The sequence below is a fragment of the Pseudomonas sp. PA-5-4B genome, assembly GCF_021606215.1.
Taxonomy (GTDB): Bacteria; Pseudomonadota; Gammaproteobacteria; order Pseudomonadales; family Pseudomonadaceae; genus Aquipseudomonas; species Aquipseudomonas edaphica.
This window is the reverse complement of record NZ_WKDB01000056.1, coordinates 1-15,942: the sequence shown is the minus strand read 5'-3', so window position 1 is coordinate 15,942 and position 15,942 is coordinate 1. Positions and strand designations below refer to the sequence as shown.

At 56.7% G+C, this 15,942-nt stretch carries 15 protein-coding genes; 7 read left to right on the top strand and 8 right to left on the bottom strand.

Annotated features, from left to right (window positions below; all coding sequences use genetic code 11):
• Positions 1-203 precede the first annotated feature (203 nt).
• On the top strand, positions 204-1,457 hold the full coding sequence (gene glyA / locus GIW28_RS23110) for a serine hydroxymethyltransferase (protein ID WP_053137906.1): 1,254 nt from the start codon (positions 204-206) through the stop codon (positions 1,455-1,457).
• 124 nt (positions 1,458-1,581) lie between these two features.
• Here the strand turns inward: glyA and yjiA are convergent, their stop codons facing one another.
• The 3 genes from yjiA to GIW28_RS23095 form a co-directional block, all read right to left on the bottom strand.
• Entirely contained in the window at positions 1,582-2,589 is a 1,008-nt protein-coding gene (yjiA, locus tag GIW28_RS23105) for a GTPase (RefSeq protein ID WP_236447639.1), read from the bottom strand.
• 131 nt (positions 2,590-2,720) lie between these two features.
• Positions 2,721-2,918: a YbdD/YjiX family protein gene (locus tag GIW28_RS23100; RefSeq protein WP_003194308.1), complete on the bottom strand. Its 198-nt coding sequence runs from the start codon at positions 2,916-2,918 to the stop codon at positions 2,721-2,723.
• Positions 2,919-2,933: 15 nt separating this feature from the next.
• Entirely contained in the window at positions 2,934-5,000 is a 2,067-nt protein-coding gene (locus GIW28_RS23095; RefSeq protein WP_177033981.1) for a carbon starvation CstA family protein, read from the bottom strand.
• Positions 5,001-5,173: 173 nt separating this feature from the next.
• On the opposite strand from GIW28_RS23095, the gene GIW28_RS23090 reads away from it, so the two are divergent.
• The 4 genes from GIW28_RS23090 to GIW28_RS23075 all read left to right on the top strand — a co-directional run bounded on the left by GIW28_RS23090 (position 5,174) and on the right by GIW28_RS23075 (position 8,814).
• Positions 5,174-5,542, top strand: a complete 369-nt coding sequence (locus tag GIW28_RS23090; RefSeq protein WP_017139304.1) for a PilZ domain-containing protein — start codon at positions 5,174-5,176, stop codon at positions 5,540-5,542.
• Between the two features lie 386 nt (positions 5,543-5,928).
• Positions 5,929-7,074, top strand: a complete 1,146-nt coding sequence (locus GIW28_RS23085) for a mandelate racemase/muconate lactonizing enzyme family protein (protein WP_236447638.1) — start codon at positions 5,929-5,931, stop codon at positions 7,072-7,074.
• A 25-nt stretch (positions 7,075-7,099) separates the two neighbouring features.
• Positions 7,100-8,029 carry a LeuA family protein gene (locus GIW28_RS23080; RefSeq protein WP_065911139.1) on the top strand — a complete coding sequence of 310 codons (930 nt, stop codon included), beginning with the start codon at positions 7,100-7,102 and terminating at the stop codon, positions 8,027-8,029.
• A 38-nt stretch (positions 8,030-8,067) separates the two neighbouring features.
• Entirely contained in the window at positions 8,068-8,814 is a 747-nt protein-coding gene (locus GIW28_RS23075) for a sulfite exporter TauE/SafE family protein (protein WP_017139306.1), read from the top strand.
• 25 nt (positions 8,815-8,839) lie between these two features.
• Here the strand turns inward: GIW28_RS23075 and GIW28_RS23070 are convergent, their stop codons facing one another.
• From GIW28_RS23070 to GIW28_RS23055, 4 genes are read right to left on the bottom strand one after another with little or no spacing between them, the layout of a single operon-like run.
• Positions 8,840-9,574: a hypothetical protein gene (locus GIW28_RS23070; protein ID WP_236446208.1), complete on the bottom strand. Its 735-nt coding sequence runs from the start codon at positions 9,572-9,574 to the stop codon at positions 8,840-8,842.
• Between the two features lie 26 nt (positions 9,575-9,600).
• On the bottom strand, positions 9,601-10,968 hold the full coding sequence (gene radA / locus GIW28_RS23065; RefSeq protein ID WP_099547618.1) for a DNA repair protein RadA: 1,368 nt from the start codon (positions 10,966-10,968) through the stop codon (positions 9,601-9,603).
• A gap of 35 nt (positions 10,969-11,003) precedes the next feature.
• Positions 11,004-11,543 (bottom strand): ankyrin repeat domain-containing protein, encoded by a 540-nt coding sequence (locus GIW28_RS23060; RefSeq protein WP_176991796.1) that lies wholly within the window; start codon positions 11,541-11,543, stop codon positions 11,004-11,006.
• A 56-nt stretch (positions 11,544-11,599) separates the two neighbouring features.
• Complete coding sequence (locus GIW28_RS23055; RefSeq protein ID WP_017139310.1) at positions 11,600-13,141, bottom strand: catalase; 1,542 nt, start codon at positions 13,139-13,141, stop codon at positions 11,600-11,602.
• A 287-nt stretch (positions 13,142-13,428) separates the two neighbouring features.
• Here GIW28_RS23055 and mscL point away from each other — a divergent pair, with 287 nt between their 5' ends.
• Complete coding sequence (gene mscL, locus GIW28_RS23050; RefSeq protein ID WP_017139311.1) at positions 13,429-13,845, top strand: large-conductance mechanosensitive channel protein MscL; 417 nt, start codon at positions 13,429-13,431, stop codon at positions 13,843-13,845.
• A gap of 45 nt (positions 13,846-13,890) precedes the next feature.
• On the opposite strand, the gene GIW28_RS23045 is transcribed toward mscL, so the two are convergent.
• On the bottom strand, positions 13,891-14,667 hold the full coding sequence (locus GIW28_RS23045) for a ferredoxin--NADP reductase (RefSeq protein WP_236446210.1): 777 nt from the start codon (positions 14,665-14,667) through the stop codon (positions 13,891-13,893).
• Between the two features lie 432 nt (positions 14,668-15,099).
• Between GIW28_RS23045 and GIW28_RS23040 the strand changes: the two genes are divergently transcribed.
• Positions 15,100-15,810 carry a helix-turn-helix transcriptional regulator gene (locus GIW28_RS23040; protein WP_017139313.1) on the top strand — a complete coding sequence of 237 codons (711 nt, stop codon included), beginning with the start codon at positions 15,100-15,102 and terminating at the stop codon, positions 15,808-15,810.
• Positions 15,811-15,942 lie beyond the last annotated feature (132 nt).

Genomic DNA, 15,942 nt, shown 5'->3' with positions numbered 1-15,942 from the left:
TCGCAGGCAAGCCAGCTCCCACATTTTGAATTGTGAATACCTTCAGGTGTGGGAGCTGGCTTGCCTGCGATAGGGCCAGTACAGGCACCGCCCATCCCTGGATGAGCCCCACTTGTCCGCGACATGATGTCCTTTCATATGCCATCTAAAACCCATTGGGTTAGAATGCCTTCCTTTTCTGCCCCCGATCCTTGAGGACCGCCATGTTCAGCCGTGATTTGACTATTGCCAAGTACGACGCCGATCTCTTCGCCGCCATGGAGCAAGAAGCCGTGCGCCAGGAAGAGCACATTGAGCTGATCGCTTCGGAAAACTACACCAGCCCTGCGGTGATGGAGGCTCAAGGTTCGGTTCTGACCAACAAATACGCCGAAGGCTACCCAGGCAAGCGCTACTACGGTGGTTGCGAGTACGTCGACGTGGTTGAGCAACTGGCAATCGACCGTGCCAAGGAACTGTTCGGCGCCGATTACGCCAACGTTCAGCCACACGCCGGTTCCCAAGCCAACAGCGCCGTGTACCTGGCCCTGCTGCAAGGCGGCGACACCATCCTGGGCATGAGCCTGGCCCACGGCGGTCACCTGACCCACGGCGCCAGCGTTTCCTCCTCCGGCAAGCTGTACAACGCCGTTCAATACGGTATCGATGCCAACGGCCTGATCGACTACGACGAAGTCGAGCGCCTGGCCGTTGAGCACAAGCCAAAAATGATCGTGGCCGGTTTCTCTGCCTACTCGCAGATCCTGGATTTCCCACGTTTCCGCGCTATCGCTGACAAAGTCGGCGCATATCTCTTCGTTGATATGGCTCACGTAGCCGGTCTGGTCGCCGCTGGCGTCTACCCGAACCCGGTGCCTTTCGCTGACGTCGTGACCACCACCACGCACAAGACCCTGCGCGGTCCACGTGGCGGCCTGATCCTGGCTCGCGCCAACGCCGAGATCGAGAAGAAGCTGAACTCTGCCGTATTCCCAGGCGCCCAAGGTGGCCCGCTGGAGCACGTGATCGCCGCTAAAGCGATCTGCTTCAAAGAAGCCCTGCAGCCTGAGTTCAAGACTTACCAGCAGCAAGTGGTGAAGAACGCCCAGACCATGGCCAGCGTGTTTATCGAGCGCGGCTTTGACGTGGTGTCCGGCGGTACTGAAAACCACCTGTTCCTGCTGTCGCTGATCAAGCAGGACATCTCCGGTAAAGACGCTGACGCCGCACTGGGCAAAGCCTTCATCACCGTGAACAAAAACTCCGTGCCGAACGACCCACGTTCGCCGTTCGTCACCTCCGGCCTGCGCTTCGGCACCCCGGCTGTGACCACTCGTGGCTTTAAAGAAGCAGAGTGCAAGGAACTGGCCGGCTGGATCTGCGACATCCTGGCTGACCTGAACAACGAAGCCGTGATTGACGCGGTCCGTGAGAAGGTCAAGGCCATCTGCAAAAAACTGCCGGTGTACGGCGCTTGATTGCAGTTGCTTGAATAAAAAGCCCGGCTCTTGAGCCGGGCTTTTTTATGGCCGTTCTCAAATTGAAATACGGTTCAATGTGGGAGCTGGCTTGCCTGCTCCCACATTTTGAATGCATTTCGAGTCAGGGTTGGTAGACCCTGGCAAAGCCTTCGCGAATCTTGGCTTCCGGCAACTCATCAGCAATAAACACAATCACACTTTCGCGCGCCTCACCCTCGGCCCATTCGGTGTCCCAATCGAAACCGTAAAGCTTGAGCACGCCCTGGAACACCATGCGCCGGTCTTCCCCGGCAATATTCAGTACGCCTTTGTAGCGCAGCAGTTGTTTGCCATGGTCCTCCAGCAGTTCGTTCATAAACTCGCTGAGCCGGTCGATATCCAGCGGCTGGTCGGTGCGCAGCACCAGGCTGGAAATGCGGTCGATGGACGGCGCGGCACTGACCGGGCGCAGGGTCATGCCCGCGTTGAGATTAAAGCCGCGCACGTCGAGCAGTTCGGCCAGGTCGATTTTGCCGTGGTCTACCACCCGAATCGGCGCACGGCGGTTGATGCGGGTCAAGCGCTGGCTGAGGGCGTCGAAGGCGGCTTCGTCCACCAGATCACGCTTGCTCACCAGCAGGCGGTCGGCAAAACCGATCTGAGCCTGGGCGATGGTCTGGGTCAGGTGGTGCTCAGCATGGGCCGCGTCCACCAAGGTGATGATGCCGTCGAGGATGTAGCGCTCGCGCAGCTCCTCGTCGATGAAAAAGGTCTGGGCCACAGGCGCAGGGTCGGCCAGGCCGGTGCACTCGATCACCAGGCGGTCGAAGGCGATCTCGCCGCTGTCCAGGCGCTCGAGCAGCAGGTACAGGGCTTTGGTCAGGTCGGTGTGGATAGTGCAGCACACGCAACCGTTGGACAGGGTCATGACTTGCACTGGTTCGGCGCCCAACAGTTGGGTGTCGATACCGGCATCACTGAATTCGTTTTCGATCACGGCGATTTTGAGGCCGTGCTCAGCCTTGAGCAGGTGGCGCAGCAAGGTGGTTTTGCCGGCGCCTAGGAAGCCGCTGAGGATGGTGACGGGGATGGGAGAGGACAAAAAATTCTCCTTGAAGGAACACAGAAACAAATGTGGGAGCAGACCCATGTGGGAGCTGGCTTGCCTGCGATGCAAGCAACTCGGTCTATCAGGCAGACCGAGGTGATGCTATCGCAGGCAAGCCAGCTCCCACATAAAGCCTTGCTCCCACAGGGAGAAGCGCTAACCCGAATACCGGGTCAGCAGCACTTAGGCCCACCCTTGCCACCGTAACGGGCTTCCTGGCGTTCGCGGAAGAACGCCTTGTAGTCCATCACCGGTTTGTCCGGGTGCTTGGTTTGCATATGCTCGACGTAGGTGTCGTAGTCGGGCATGCCGACCATCAGGCGCGCGGCCTGACCGAGGTATTTACCGAGGCGACTGATGTCATTGAACATGGTTGCAATCCTCGTTTACGCGTCCGGTACAGCCTGGAACGGGGCTTCTTTGTCCGTGCGCTCTTTGTTGCCCCAGGCGGCAACGCCGACCTTGAGCGCATAGAACAGGATGCTGAAGACCACGAACAGGAACAGCGCCGTCAGCGTTGCGTTGGTGTAAGCGTTCCAGATCACGTGCTGCATCTGGTCGATGTTCTTGGCCGGTGCGAGGATCTGGCCGTTGGCCAGGGCATCGCTGTACTTCTTGGCCAGCGACAGGAAGCCAATCGCCGGGTTAGCGTCGAACAGCTTGATGAAGCCTGCGGTGGTGGTGCAGATCAGCAGCCAGACTGCCGGCAGCATGGTCACCCAAATGTAGCGCTGGCGCTTCATTTTGATCAGCACAACGGTGGCGAGCATCAGCGCGATACCGGCGAGCATCTGGTTGGAGATACCGAACAGCGGCCACAAGGTATTGATGCCGCCCAGCGGGTCGATCACGCCTTGGTACAGCAGGTAACCCCACATCGCCACGCAACCTGCCGTAGCAATCAAGTTAGCGGTCCATGACTCGGTACGCTTGAGCGACGGTACGAAGGAGCCGAGCAAATCCTGGAGCATGAAGCGCCCCGCACGGGTACCGGCGTCGACTGCGGTCAGGATGAACAATGCTTCGAACAGGATCGCAAAGTGGTACCAGAACGCCATGGTGTTTTCACCCGGCAGCACACTGTGCAGGATCTGCGCGATACCCACCGCCAGGGTCGGCGCACCGCCGGCACGCGCCAGGATGGTGGTTTCGCCGATGTCATGGGCCACGGCCGTCAAGGCTTCCGGGGTAATTGCAAAGCCCCAGCTGCTGACGGTTTGCGCCACAGTCACCACGTCAGCGCCGACCACCGCAGCCGGGCTGTTCATGGCGAAATACACGCCGGGCTCGATCACCGAGGCGGCAACCATGGCCATGATGGCCACGAACGACTCCATCAACATCGCGCCGTAACCGATGTAGCGCGAGTTGACTTCGTTATCCAGCAGCTTGGGCGTGGTGCCCGAGGAAATCAGCGCGTGGAAACCCGAGACCGCGCCACAGGCAATGGTAATAAACAGGAACGGGAACAGGCCGCCCTTCCACACCGGGCCAGTGCCGTCGATGAATTGGGTGAGGGCCGGCATTTTCAGCTCTGGCATGGTGACCAGAATGCCGATCGCCAGAGCGATGATGGTGCCGATTTTAAGGAAGGTGGAGAGGTAGTCACGCGGTGCCAAAATCAGCCACACCGGCAATACCGCCGCCACGAAACCGTAGCCGATCAGCATCCAGGTGATCTGGATACCGGTGAACGAGAAAGCCTTGGCCCACACCGGGTCAGCGGCAATCTGCCCGCCCAGCCAGATCGAACCCAGCAGCAACAGCACGCCGATGACCGAAATTTCGCCAATGCGGCCCGGACGGATGTAGCGCATGTACACGCCCATGAACATCGCGATCGGGATGGTCGCCATCACCGTGAAGATGCCCCACGGGCTCTCGGCCAGGGCCTTGACCACGATCAGCGCCAGCACCGCGAGGATGATGATCATGATCAGGAAGCAGCCGAACAGCGCGATGGTCCCCGGAATGCGGCCCATCTCTTCGCGAACCATGTCCCCCAGGGAACGGCCGTTGCGACGAGTGGACAGGAACAGCACCATGAAGTCCTGCACCGCACCGGCCAGCACCACACCGGCAATCAGCCAAAGCGTGCCGGGCAGGTAGCCCATTTGCGCCGCCAATACTGGGCCGACCAGCGGACCTGCGCCGGCAATCGCCGCAAAGTGGTGCCCAAAGAGGATGTGTTTGTTGGTCGGCACATAGTCCAGGCCGTCATTGTTGAGCACTGCGGGGGTGGCCCGCCGTGGATCGAGCTGCATCACATTGTTAGCGATGAACAGACTGTAGTAACGGTACGCAACCAGGTAGATGGCGACAGCAGCAACCACAATCCACAAGGCGTTGATCGCCTCGCCGCGGCGCAAGGCCACTACGCCCAAGGCGCACGCTCCTACGATTGCCAGCACCAGCCAGGGTAGGTGGCGTAGCAGGCTATTATTATTTTTCATTTTTATATTCCAGCCAGGGTGGACAGAAAGACAGCCAGCCCGAGTTTAGCGCTGTTGGCCTTAAAGGCCACCCCCCTACGTTGGTCTAGAGCCTTGCAACCGTAAAAAAAGCAGAAATAAAGGCCCGATGATGGCGCAGGGCTACAATCCCCTTATCTCCAGAGGGTTTGACCATGAGCGAGCAACCGTCAGATCGGCGCCGTTTTCGGCGTATTGCCTTTGATGCCCGAACGACCATTGCGCAAGACCGCTGGAATTGGCCGGTGCAATTGGTGGACCTCTCGCTCAAAGGTTTGTTGGTGCAGCGCCCTGATGACTGGCAGGGCAATCGCGCTCAGCCGTTTGATGTGGATATCCGTCTGGATCCGCAGGCGCATATAAAGATGCAGGTCAGACTGGCCCACGATGATCATGGGCAGTTGGGGTTTGTGTGTGAGCACATAGACCTGGAGTCGATCGGCCATTTGCGGCGGTTGATTGAGCTGAATGTGGGCGATCATGAAGAACTGGAGCGTGAGCTGGGCGCCTTGTTAGAGATTTGAAAACCCTCTAAACCGCAGAGGCTACGGGTGTCTGAATAGATCCACTCACCCGCCAGCCTCCGCTACATCCTCATCAATAAAAGTCATACCTTTAGATCAAATCATCATAACAACCCCGCCTGCACGACCACCTGGAAACATATAAACCCTTCACAAAAACGACATACGTCATTTTAATTAAAACTGTAACAACTCAATCCACATTGAATTCGGTGGGAAAAATAAGCAACGCCGCTCCTTTCTTTAAAAAGCAACACTTCCAATAATGAAATTATTTTCATGATCGATCATTAAGACGATACGGTTCGCGCGCTTGATAAAAACACAGTTAATAAACTACATTTCACCTGCCCTTCCAGCCCGGCCCTCTAACAGGATGTTAAAGCATGCTTATTGCCAAAGCCGAAATCTTCTTGACCGAAATCCCCTATAAAAACCCCTACCAAACCGCTACCAACATAACCCCGAAGGGGCGGCATATAGTATTAAAGTTAACCACCGATACTGGCTTGGTAGGTTGGGGAGAGTCCGGAACTATCTCAAGACGCTATCCTGCTCAAGGTGATACTCCCGAAACCATGTTGGCCGTCCTTGAAAGTTATCTATGCCCGGCAATCATTGGAAAAGACCCTTGCGCATTCGAAGTTATCATGAGCCAACTCGACACGCTGATCAAAGGGCATCTATTTGCCAAGTGTGCGATTGATCATGCTCTGTTAGACCTCGCGGGCAAAGTGCTTAACATTCCAGTCTGCAACTTGTTAGGCGGTGCATACAACCTCAGCTATACCGTCAGTCGAAGTTTGCCATTTGCCTCCGCCAGAGAGGTGACTGAGCGGGCACTTGAACTACAGGCACAGGGCTATAACCGATTGACACTCAAAGGTTCCGGGGTACTGGAAGATGACTACGCGTGTTTCAAAGCGGTTAGACATGCGCTAGGCGATCACTTTGAGCTCGAAGTAGACCCCAACTGCGCCTACGACGTCCCCACCGCCATCCAATTTATAAAGCGAATTGAGCAGTATGGCGTTTTCGCTGTCGAGCAACCAACGCCAGGTCATGATATCGCTGGGTTAGCGGAAGTAAAGCGGAATGTAGCAACGACTATCATTGCCGATGAAAGCCTGTTTACCCCTAGGGATCTGAAGGACATCATTAGCCTCAATGCAGCACACGCTATATGTCTGAAACCCTTCAAATCCGGCGGAATATTAGCCTCACGTCGACTGTGTGCCGCTGCTGAAGTTGCAGACCTGCAAGTCAGCACGGGTAGCATGCACCCCTTCGGAATTGGCACTGCAGCTCTTCATCATTTTGTTGCCACGCTCAAAAATGTGGCAACCACCGGCTATGGCTGTCCTGCCGAGAGGTTCGCCGATGATATTGTTGATGAAAGCGGTTATTCATTTTGCGATGGCAGAGTAACACTCGCTATCGACAAACCCGGACTCGGCGTTGAAGTCAACGAAGATAAATTGTTGACGTATTCGTCACAATGCAAAGTCGTCGAACACTCAATGCACCGCTAACCCTCATGACAATGGATTGCTTGTGATGACATTTATTACGCTTGTCGACTCAACGCTGCGAGAAGGAAATCAAGCGCCAGGCGTCAAGCTGACAATCAAGTCGACGCTGGCCATTGGCCAAGCACTCGCGGATGCAGGCATCGACTTTATCGAAGCCGGTCACCCCTATGCATCAAAGCAGGAGTTTGACCGAGTCACCTCACTGGTAAAGTCGAGGCTGGCGAAAAACATACTGGCGCACTCGCGTGCGCATCGCGATGACATTGATGCCGTTTACGCAACGGGGGCTAATTGGATAGGGATATTTGCAGGCATTAATGAGGCCTCCCAAAAATACAGGCTCAGAAAAACAAAAGAAGAGATACAAGAACTTGTCAGGCGCAGCATCCTATATGCTAAATCGCTAGGGCTGAACGTGCGATACACCATTGAGGATGCCTCAAGAACTGATCTGGCAGCCTTGATTGAAACCTATAAAATCGCCGAAACCGCCGGCGCCGACCGCATATGTTATGCCGACTCACTGGGCATCTGTGAGCCTTTCAAGGTTCGATCCACCGTTCAGCTGATTAAACAGGCATTACCCAACGTTGACTTAGAAGTGCACTTCCATGATGACAGAGGTTTGGCAATGGCAAACACACTGGCCTCCATCGAAGCAGGCGCTACCTTTGTGTCGTGCACCGTGAATGGCATCGGCGAACGCTGCGGTATCACTGAGACATGTCTACTGATTACAAATCTTCATTTCAATTCAATATTGTGCAGCGGCAAAAGCCAAAAGGTATTAAAACTCAGTAGTCTTGTTTCAAAAGCGATAGGCGACACCTTTGATCGCCGTCGTCCGATCATTGGTGAATATAGCTTTGTGCACACCGCAAAATTGCATCTAACCGCCAATAGCAGGGACCGCAATTGCTACCATTGGGTAGACCCCCTCTACTTGAACGAATAACAATTAATGCACGTCATCAGGGATGCAGGTCTTTCAATATGATTGAGCATGAGTGGCTGATAGGCGCAGGGTTGGTCGTACTGGGTGTTATGACGGGTTTTATCGGCACCAATACCGGCGGCAGTGTATTTCTAACAGTGCCGGTGATGATCTGGCTCGGAATATCCCCACAGGCGTCGATAGCGACAGCCCGTCTGGCATCCGTAGGGACGATGTTTGCCGGATTAAGACACTTTCATAACAATGGAAAAGTGGATTACAGGTTAGCGGCCCCCGCCGCCGCACTTGGGTTGGCTGGCGCCTTGGTCGGTGCAAGTCTGCTCGTGCAAATAGATCCGGCGCTGCTGCATAAAATCATTGGCGGCCTGACACTGCTACTGGTGGGGCTTTCACTCATCAGGAAGCCTCACTCGCCGAAGACGGCCCCTTCTTCGCTCAGGCGCTTTTGCGGGTATATCCTGTTTATTCCCGTCGGCATGATCGGCGGCCTGTTCGGCGGGCAGGCCAAGCTATCAACTTATTTGTATATTATATTTTTTAAAAAAACGATCAGTGAGTCAATTGGCACACGTAAGGTGGGTGGCCTCATCCTCTCAGTCGGCTCGTTAATAATATTCGGTGTCAGCGGAATTATTAATTGGCAGTACGGGTGTTGCCTGATCATAGGCACGCTATTTGGCGCCAATGCGGGCGCCAAGTTTGCTCTACAGAAAGGCGATAAGTGGATGGAAAGCGCTTTCAACGTAGTCGTGATTGCCTTGGCGTTGAAAATGATCTTCTGGTAGTGACTCTCTCACGGAAAAGCGACACTCAGGGAAACGCGGCACTCGGGGGGAAGTCGCTTTCCGTGTCCCAATAACCCGCCTTCTGACGCGACACGGCCTGCCATTGCCCATCGATAAAACGATAGGTCGTGTAGCGGGTTGCGAAATCATCGTCGCCGTCACCGTCCATAAAGGACGAGACCTGCAGTAACTCATCCGTACCGCCGGCGGCTGGCGTGGCGATCTGCCAGGCGGCTTTGCCGGTCTGGGCCAGGGTCAGCGGCTCGACCTTGCCGGCCGAGCCCTTATAGCTCATTGGTTTAAGTTGCTGTTTGGCCGGCAGCAGCAGCTGAGTCGCCGGGCCGCTGTAACTGCCCATCGGCGCCGTCTGGTCGACGCTCAAAAAGTACACCGTGTCCGGCAGGCCTTTAAGCGGGGCCTTCTTGACCTTGGCCAAGGGGTAGCCAAGATCGTCGTGCGCCAGTACAGCGCCGGACGCCGACAGCAAACGTACCTGGGCATTGAGCAACGGGTTTTCCACCAGATCGCCGGGCTCGTCAAATGAGTCCTCATCCAGGCCATTGCCCCAGCTGTCTTTATGCAACTGCGCGCTGATGCGCTGGTCTTCCAGCACCTGCAGCACGCTGCCGTCTGCTGTCGCCAGTTCCTGGGCCAGGCGGTAACCGGCCGGCAGTGGGGCCGACTCAGCCAAGGCAATGCCCGACAACCCGAGCAAGGCCACGAACAGGGCACATACCCCCCAACGATTGGTCTGTTGCATTGCGTTCATCCCTGATTGCTTCACGTTTATTCGAACAGTGCATCCAGCGCCTGTTCCAGGCGCGTGACGCCAATAATCTTGATTCCCGGCGGCGATTCCTTCGGCATATTGCCTTTGGGCACGATCGCGCGTTTGAAACCGTGCTTGGCCGCTTCTTTCAGGCGCTCCTGGCCACTCGGCACCGGGCGTACCTCGCCCGACAGGCCGACTTCGCCGAATACCAGCAAGTCATGGGGCAGCGGGCGATTGCGCAGGCTCGACATCACCGCCGCCATCAACGCCAGGTCGGAGGCGGTTTCCAGCACCTTGACCCCGCCGACCACGTTGAGGAATACGTCCTGGTCATGGGTGGGAATACCGCCGTGACGGTGCAGCACAGCGAGCAACATCGCCAGGCGGTTCTGATCCAGGCCGAGCGTGACCCGGCGCGGGTTGGCCAAGTGGCTGTCATCCACCAGCGCCTGCACTTCCACCAACATTGGCCGGGTACCTTCCCACGTCGCCATCACCACACTTCCCGGCACTTCTTCCTGGGCGCGGGTGAGAAAAATCGCCGAAGGGTTGGAGACTTCTTTCAAGCCTCGGTCAGTCATGGCGAACACGCCCAATTCGTTGACCGCGCCGAAACGGTTCTTCACCGCCCGCAGCAAACGCAAACGGCCATCGGATTCGCCTTCGAAATACAGCACGGTGTCGACCATATGCTCAAGCACTCGCGGCCCGGCCAAGGCGCCCTCTTTGGTCACGTGGCCCACCAGAAAAATCGCCGTACCGCTCTGCTTGGCATACCGCACCAGCAGCGCCGCACTTTCGCGCACCTGGGACACGCCGCCGGGCGCCGATTGCAGCTGCTCGGTGAAAATCGTCTGGATCGAGTCGATCACCATGACCTTGGGTTTTTCGATACGGGCCGTGGCGATGATGCTTTCGATGCAGGTTTCGGTCATGACCCGCAGTTGATCCTGGGGCAAGCCCAGGCGACGGGCGCGCATGGCCACTTGCTGCTGGGACTCCTCACCCGTGACGTACAGCGCCGGCATGCGGCTGGCAATGCTGCACAGGGTTTGCAGCAGGATGGTCGATTTGCCGATACCGGGGTCGCCGCCGATCAGCACCACCGAACCGTCCACCAGCCCGCCGCCGAGCACGCGGTCCAGCTCGCCGGACGCCGTGGAGAAACGTGGGATTTCCTCGACGCTGACTTCAGCCAACGTCTTGATCTGCGCCTGTTGCCCGGTCCAGCCGGCGCGGCCGGTGGGGGCTGCGGCGCCGCCGCTTTCGATCATGGTTTCCGTCAGGGTGTTCCATGCACCGCACTCGGTGCACTGGCCGGCCCACTTGGGAAAGGTCGCGCCGCACTCTGTGCAGCCGTACATGCGCTTGGCCTTTGCCATTTGAGAACCTCCAACCGAAAAACCGCGATGATAGCTCAGCGCGGCGCCGGGGTCCGGATTTCACCACTGGCCAAACGTGAAGCGCTGTTGCCGATCGGGTCTTCGGCGTTTAGGTCGGCGCCTTTGGCCTTTAGCTCATCCAGTAACTCAACACGCTTGAACAGCCCGGCGTACATGGCGGCGGTCTGCCCGGCGCCGTTGCGCTGGTCGGGGTTGCAGTCGGTGGCGAGCAGTCGCCGGGCGATTTTCAGCTCGCCTTTGAAGATCGCGCCCATTAATGCGGTGTTACCGCGCTTGTCCTGCACACAGGCGTCGGCGCCGGCGTTGAGCAGGCGTTCCACGAATGGAGCCTGGCCGTGGTAGGCGGCAAGGATCAGCGCGGTGTAACCCTTGTCGTCCTGGGTGTTGAGGCTGTAGCCGGATTCTATGAAGGTGTTGAGCATCTCGATATCGCCACGACGGGCAGCATCGAAATAGTAGTCCTGCAACTGAGCCTTGAGCGCGACCGGGTCGGGTGACTCGGCATGGGCGACAAAGGCCAGCATGGCCATCAGTAAACCGATAGAAATTCGCATGAGTTTTCTCCAGCTCGGGGTCGACGCCCATCAGCGGGCGCCGACCGTAACCAACGTCAGTCAGTCAGTTTTTCTGCCAGCGCCTTGACGCGCGCCAGGTCGCCTTTGGCAACCTTGGTCACGCCAGTGCCGTACTCAGGGTCAGCCTTATAGAGGAACGACAGGATGATGTGCTTGCTCTCGTCATCGGTGGTGGCCAGGGAGCCGCCGAAGTTTTCGATCAAGTCCTGACGCTCTTTCTGGCTATAGGAGCGGTACAAGTCACCGGCCTGCTTGAAGTTCTGCTCGCGCTGGATCTTCGCCTGCTGCGTGCTGCCCGACAGCGCCGACTGGCTGTAACGCGCGGCTTGTGGTTCGTCACGTGGCAGCAGGCGGCTTGGCTGATAGTTCACGCCCGTGGTGGTCTTGCCGGCGTTCATTGCGCCATCCTGGTTACCGTTGTTGACGGTGACACGCGGTGCGTTGATCGGCAGTTGCAGGGCGTTCGGCCCCAGGCGGTACATCTGCGTGTCGGCGTAGGAGAACACCCGGCCTTGCAGCAGACGGTCTTCCGATGGCTCGATGCCCGGCACCAGGTTGGCCGGGGCCATGGCCACTTGCTCGGTTTCCTGGAAGACGTTGGCCGGGTTGCGGTTCAGCACCATTTGCCCGACTTTGCGTTCCGGTACATTCGGCCAGATCTTGGTGGCGTCCAGCGGGTCGAAATCAAACTTGGCCAAATCCTCAGGTTTGAGCACTTGCACGTAAAGGTCCCACTTGGGGAAGTCGCCCTTGTTGATGTGAGTGACCAAGTCGTTAGTCATATGACTGTAGTCACGCCCCTGCACGTCGGTAACTTGCTTGGGGTCAAGGTTCTTGATGCCCTGCAGGCTCTTCCAGTGGAACTTGACGTAATGCACTTCGCCCTTGGCGTTGATCAACTTGTAGGCATGTACGCCGTTGCCGTCCATTTCGCGATAACTGGCTGGCGTGCCGGAGTCGGAATACAACTCGGTGAGCGTGCGGGTGGACTCTGGAACATGGGAGAAGAAGTCAAAACGACGCGAGTCGTCGTCAAGGTTAGTACGCGGGTCCGGTTTGAACGCATGGACCATGTCCGGAAACTTGATGGCGTCGCGGATAAAGAACGTCGGGAAGTTATTGCCCACCAGGTCCCAGTTACCTTCGCTGGTGTAGAACTTGGTGGCGAAACCGCGTGGGTCACGCAGGGTTTCCGGGGAATGGTTGCCGTGCACCACGGCAGAGAAACGCACGAATACAGGGGTGGCTTCACCGGCTGCGAAGACTTTGGCTTTGGTCAGGTCGCTGAGGTTATCGGTGACGGTAAAGGTGCCATGAGCGCCGGTGCCACGGGCGTGAACCACGCGCTCCGGGATGCGTTCACGGTCAAAGCGCTGCAGTTTTTGAATGAGCTGCACGTCTTGCAGCAGCACCGGGCCATTGGCCCCGGCGGTTTGTGAATTCTGATTGTCCCCCACGGCGGCGCCGTTATCGCGGGTCAGGTTGGCGGCTTGTACGGAAAGGGACAGCAGACTGGCAGTGACCAATCCCAGCGCATATCGCGCGGAAACAGGCCTGCGGCTCATTGACGTGTTCATCGGGGTTTCCTCTGGCTTTTTTAGTGCACATTCAGTTGTGCTTGCCAGAGGCTAGTGACCTGCGAGTCAGAAGATAAATAGAAAAACACCACCGGGCTGATTAAGAAAAAAGTGTGGCAAGCCCCTGAAGTAGCGCGTATTTCGCGCGCGATTGATGGCACTTTGCAAACTATTTGCGATTTAATGGGTCGATAAAAATTGACAGTGTTAACGGTTGTGTCGAGCAAGCGGGCTACGACTGACTTACACTGACCTCCACCCTCCTCAACTGTAACAAGGAATAACCTATGGGCGTGATCAGTGAGTTCAAGGCCTTCGCGGTCAAAGGTAATGTGGTCGATATGGCCGTCGGTATCATCATCGGCGCCGCCTTCGGTAAAATCGTTTCCTCGTTTGTAGGCGACGTGGTGATGCCACCTATTGGTCTGTTGATCGGTGGTGTGGACTTCGCTGACCTGGCGATAACCCTCAAGGCCGCGCAGGGTGATGTGCCCGCTGTGGTCCTGGCCTATGGCAAGTTCATCCAGAGCATCATCGACTTCGTGATCGTCGCCTTCGCCATCTTTATGGGCGTGAAAGCCATCAACCGCCTGAAGCGCGAAGAAGCTGTGGCCCCAAGCCTGCCGCCGACGCCGACCAAGGAAGAGCTGCTGCTGGGTGAGATTCGTGATCTGCTCAAAGCACAAAACGACAAACCGCTTTAACCCGCGTTTGCCTGGAAAAGGCGCCTGTTTCAGGCGCCTTTTTTATTACCAGTAATTTTCCACCGCCACTTGCCCTGGGCGCCGGCTCAGGCTCAGTTGCAGGTCGCGCTGCTTGAGCAATTGGCGCGTGTCATCGACCATCTGCGGGTTGCCGCAGATCAGCACGCGGGAGTGCTCCGGGGTCAGTTCTACACCGGCAGTGCGCTCCAACTCGCCATTCTCGATCAGCGTGGTGATGCGCCCGTTCAGTGCCCCAGGGTGCTGCTCACGGGTGACGATGGGAATGTAGGTGAGTTTATGCGCGTACTCGGCCAGGTACTCACGCTCGCCGAGCGTGTTAATCAGCGACTGATACGCCAGCTCCTTGGCCTCTCGGGCGCTGTACACCAGTACGATGCGCTCGAATTTTTCCCAGACCTCGAAGTCCTGCAGGATCGACAGAAACGGTGCCACCCCCGTGCCGGTGCCCAGCAGCCACAGATCACGCCCGTCCACAAAACGATTCAAGGTCAGATAGCCTGTGGCCTGACGCTCAACCATCAAGGTATCGCCCACCTGCAGACGGCTTAATTCACTGGTGAACTCGCCCCCCGGAACGACGATAGAGAAGAAGTCCAAGTGTTCATCAAATGGCGAGGACACAATGGAATAGGCGCGCCACACCGTGCTGCTGTCCGCCTTGGTCACGCCCAAGCGCACAAACTGGCCGGCGGTAAACCGAAAGCCCGGGTCACGGCTGGTGCGCAGGGTAAACAGGCTGGGCGTCAGCGATTGCACTTCGAGCAGGGTCTGGCGGGTAAATTTCTCAGCGCTGGCCGTCATGGGGGGCTCCGTTGAACAGGTGCCCTAGTGTCTCTCAAAGTCGCGCGGGGAAACACCAGTGGTTTGTACTGGCATTGCCAGTGCGAGCAACAGCTATGCTGTTACAGCGCAAGCGCTCGGATCGGAGCTATCCAGTCCCAACTAATTATTTAGCTATTTCTCCCCTTCTAACAGGCCATTAGATGTCGCAGTGCAACTAAACAAATGCCAATTTAATATCACCACCAACCCATTGAACTTATAGGAATAACCCGAACATAAAGCACTATATGTACAAACGATCACTCATTGTATAAGTAATAAACAAACAAAATACGGGCATTCAGTAAAATTTTTTCACATTACGATGTGTAGGCTTTGTCCTACACTGATTTCCGTACCTCGCTGGGATCCGGGACGTGCCCAGGCAACAACACCCATGGAGAGTTACAAATGGTCAACTGGCGCAATACACGACTCCCCAAACTGGAAGGTGAGAACAAGATCACCACTATTTATGAGATGGTCGTCAATCACACCTATGAGCTCGGATTCGAATACTGCTCATTTACGATGAGTTCGCAACAACAAGCTACCCAAACTAAACCGATTCACTTTAATAACTACCCCAATGAATGGAATGCCGTTTACAAACAAGCGCATTTTTTTGACATCGATCCGGTAGTCGCCCACTGCAAACGTAGCGTGCTGCCTATCGTGTGGGATGAAAAAACCTTCAGCGCCGCACCCCACCTCTGGTCGTTGGCCCAGTCGTTTGGTGTGCATTTTGGATGGACCCAAGCCGTGCACGATTTCCAGGGTGTGTTCAGCATGCTGACCCTGGGCAGAAGCAACGGCGAAGTCAGCCCACAGGAGCTTTACGAGAAAGCCGGCCAGGTGCTCTGGCTTTGTCATGTGATGCATGCCGCGGTGGCACAAAATTATGCCGAAAAGCCGAGCGTCACAGCGCCTTGCAAATTGACCCCACGAGAAACGGAAATCCTCAGGTGGTCGGCCCTGGGCAAGACGGCTTCGGACATTGCCACGATCCTGTGCCTGTCGGAGCGCACCGTGGGCTTTCATATCAGCAGTTGCTTGAGAAAACTGGGGGTCAATAACAAGATTGCCGCCGTACTGTGTGCTTCCAAAGCAGGGTTGTTTTAACCGCTGAAGAAACACCGCATGTAATCCCATCGAAAAAAAAGTAACATTTACGGCCAATTCTGAGTGTTGATACGGCGCATTGATGCCGCTTCGTTGTTCACTCAGATGGTTGCGCCGGTTGCCCATGCCCGC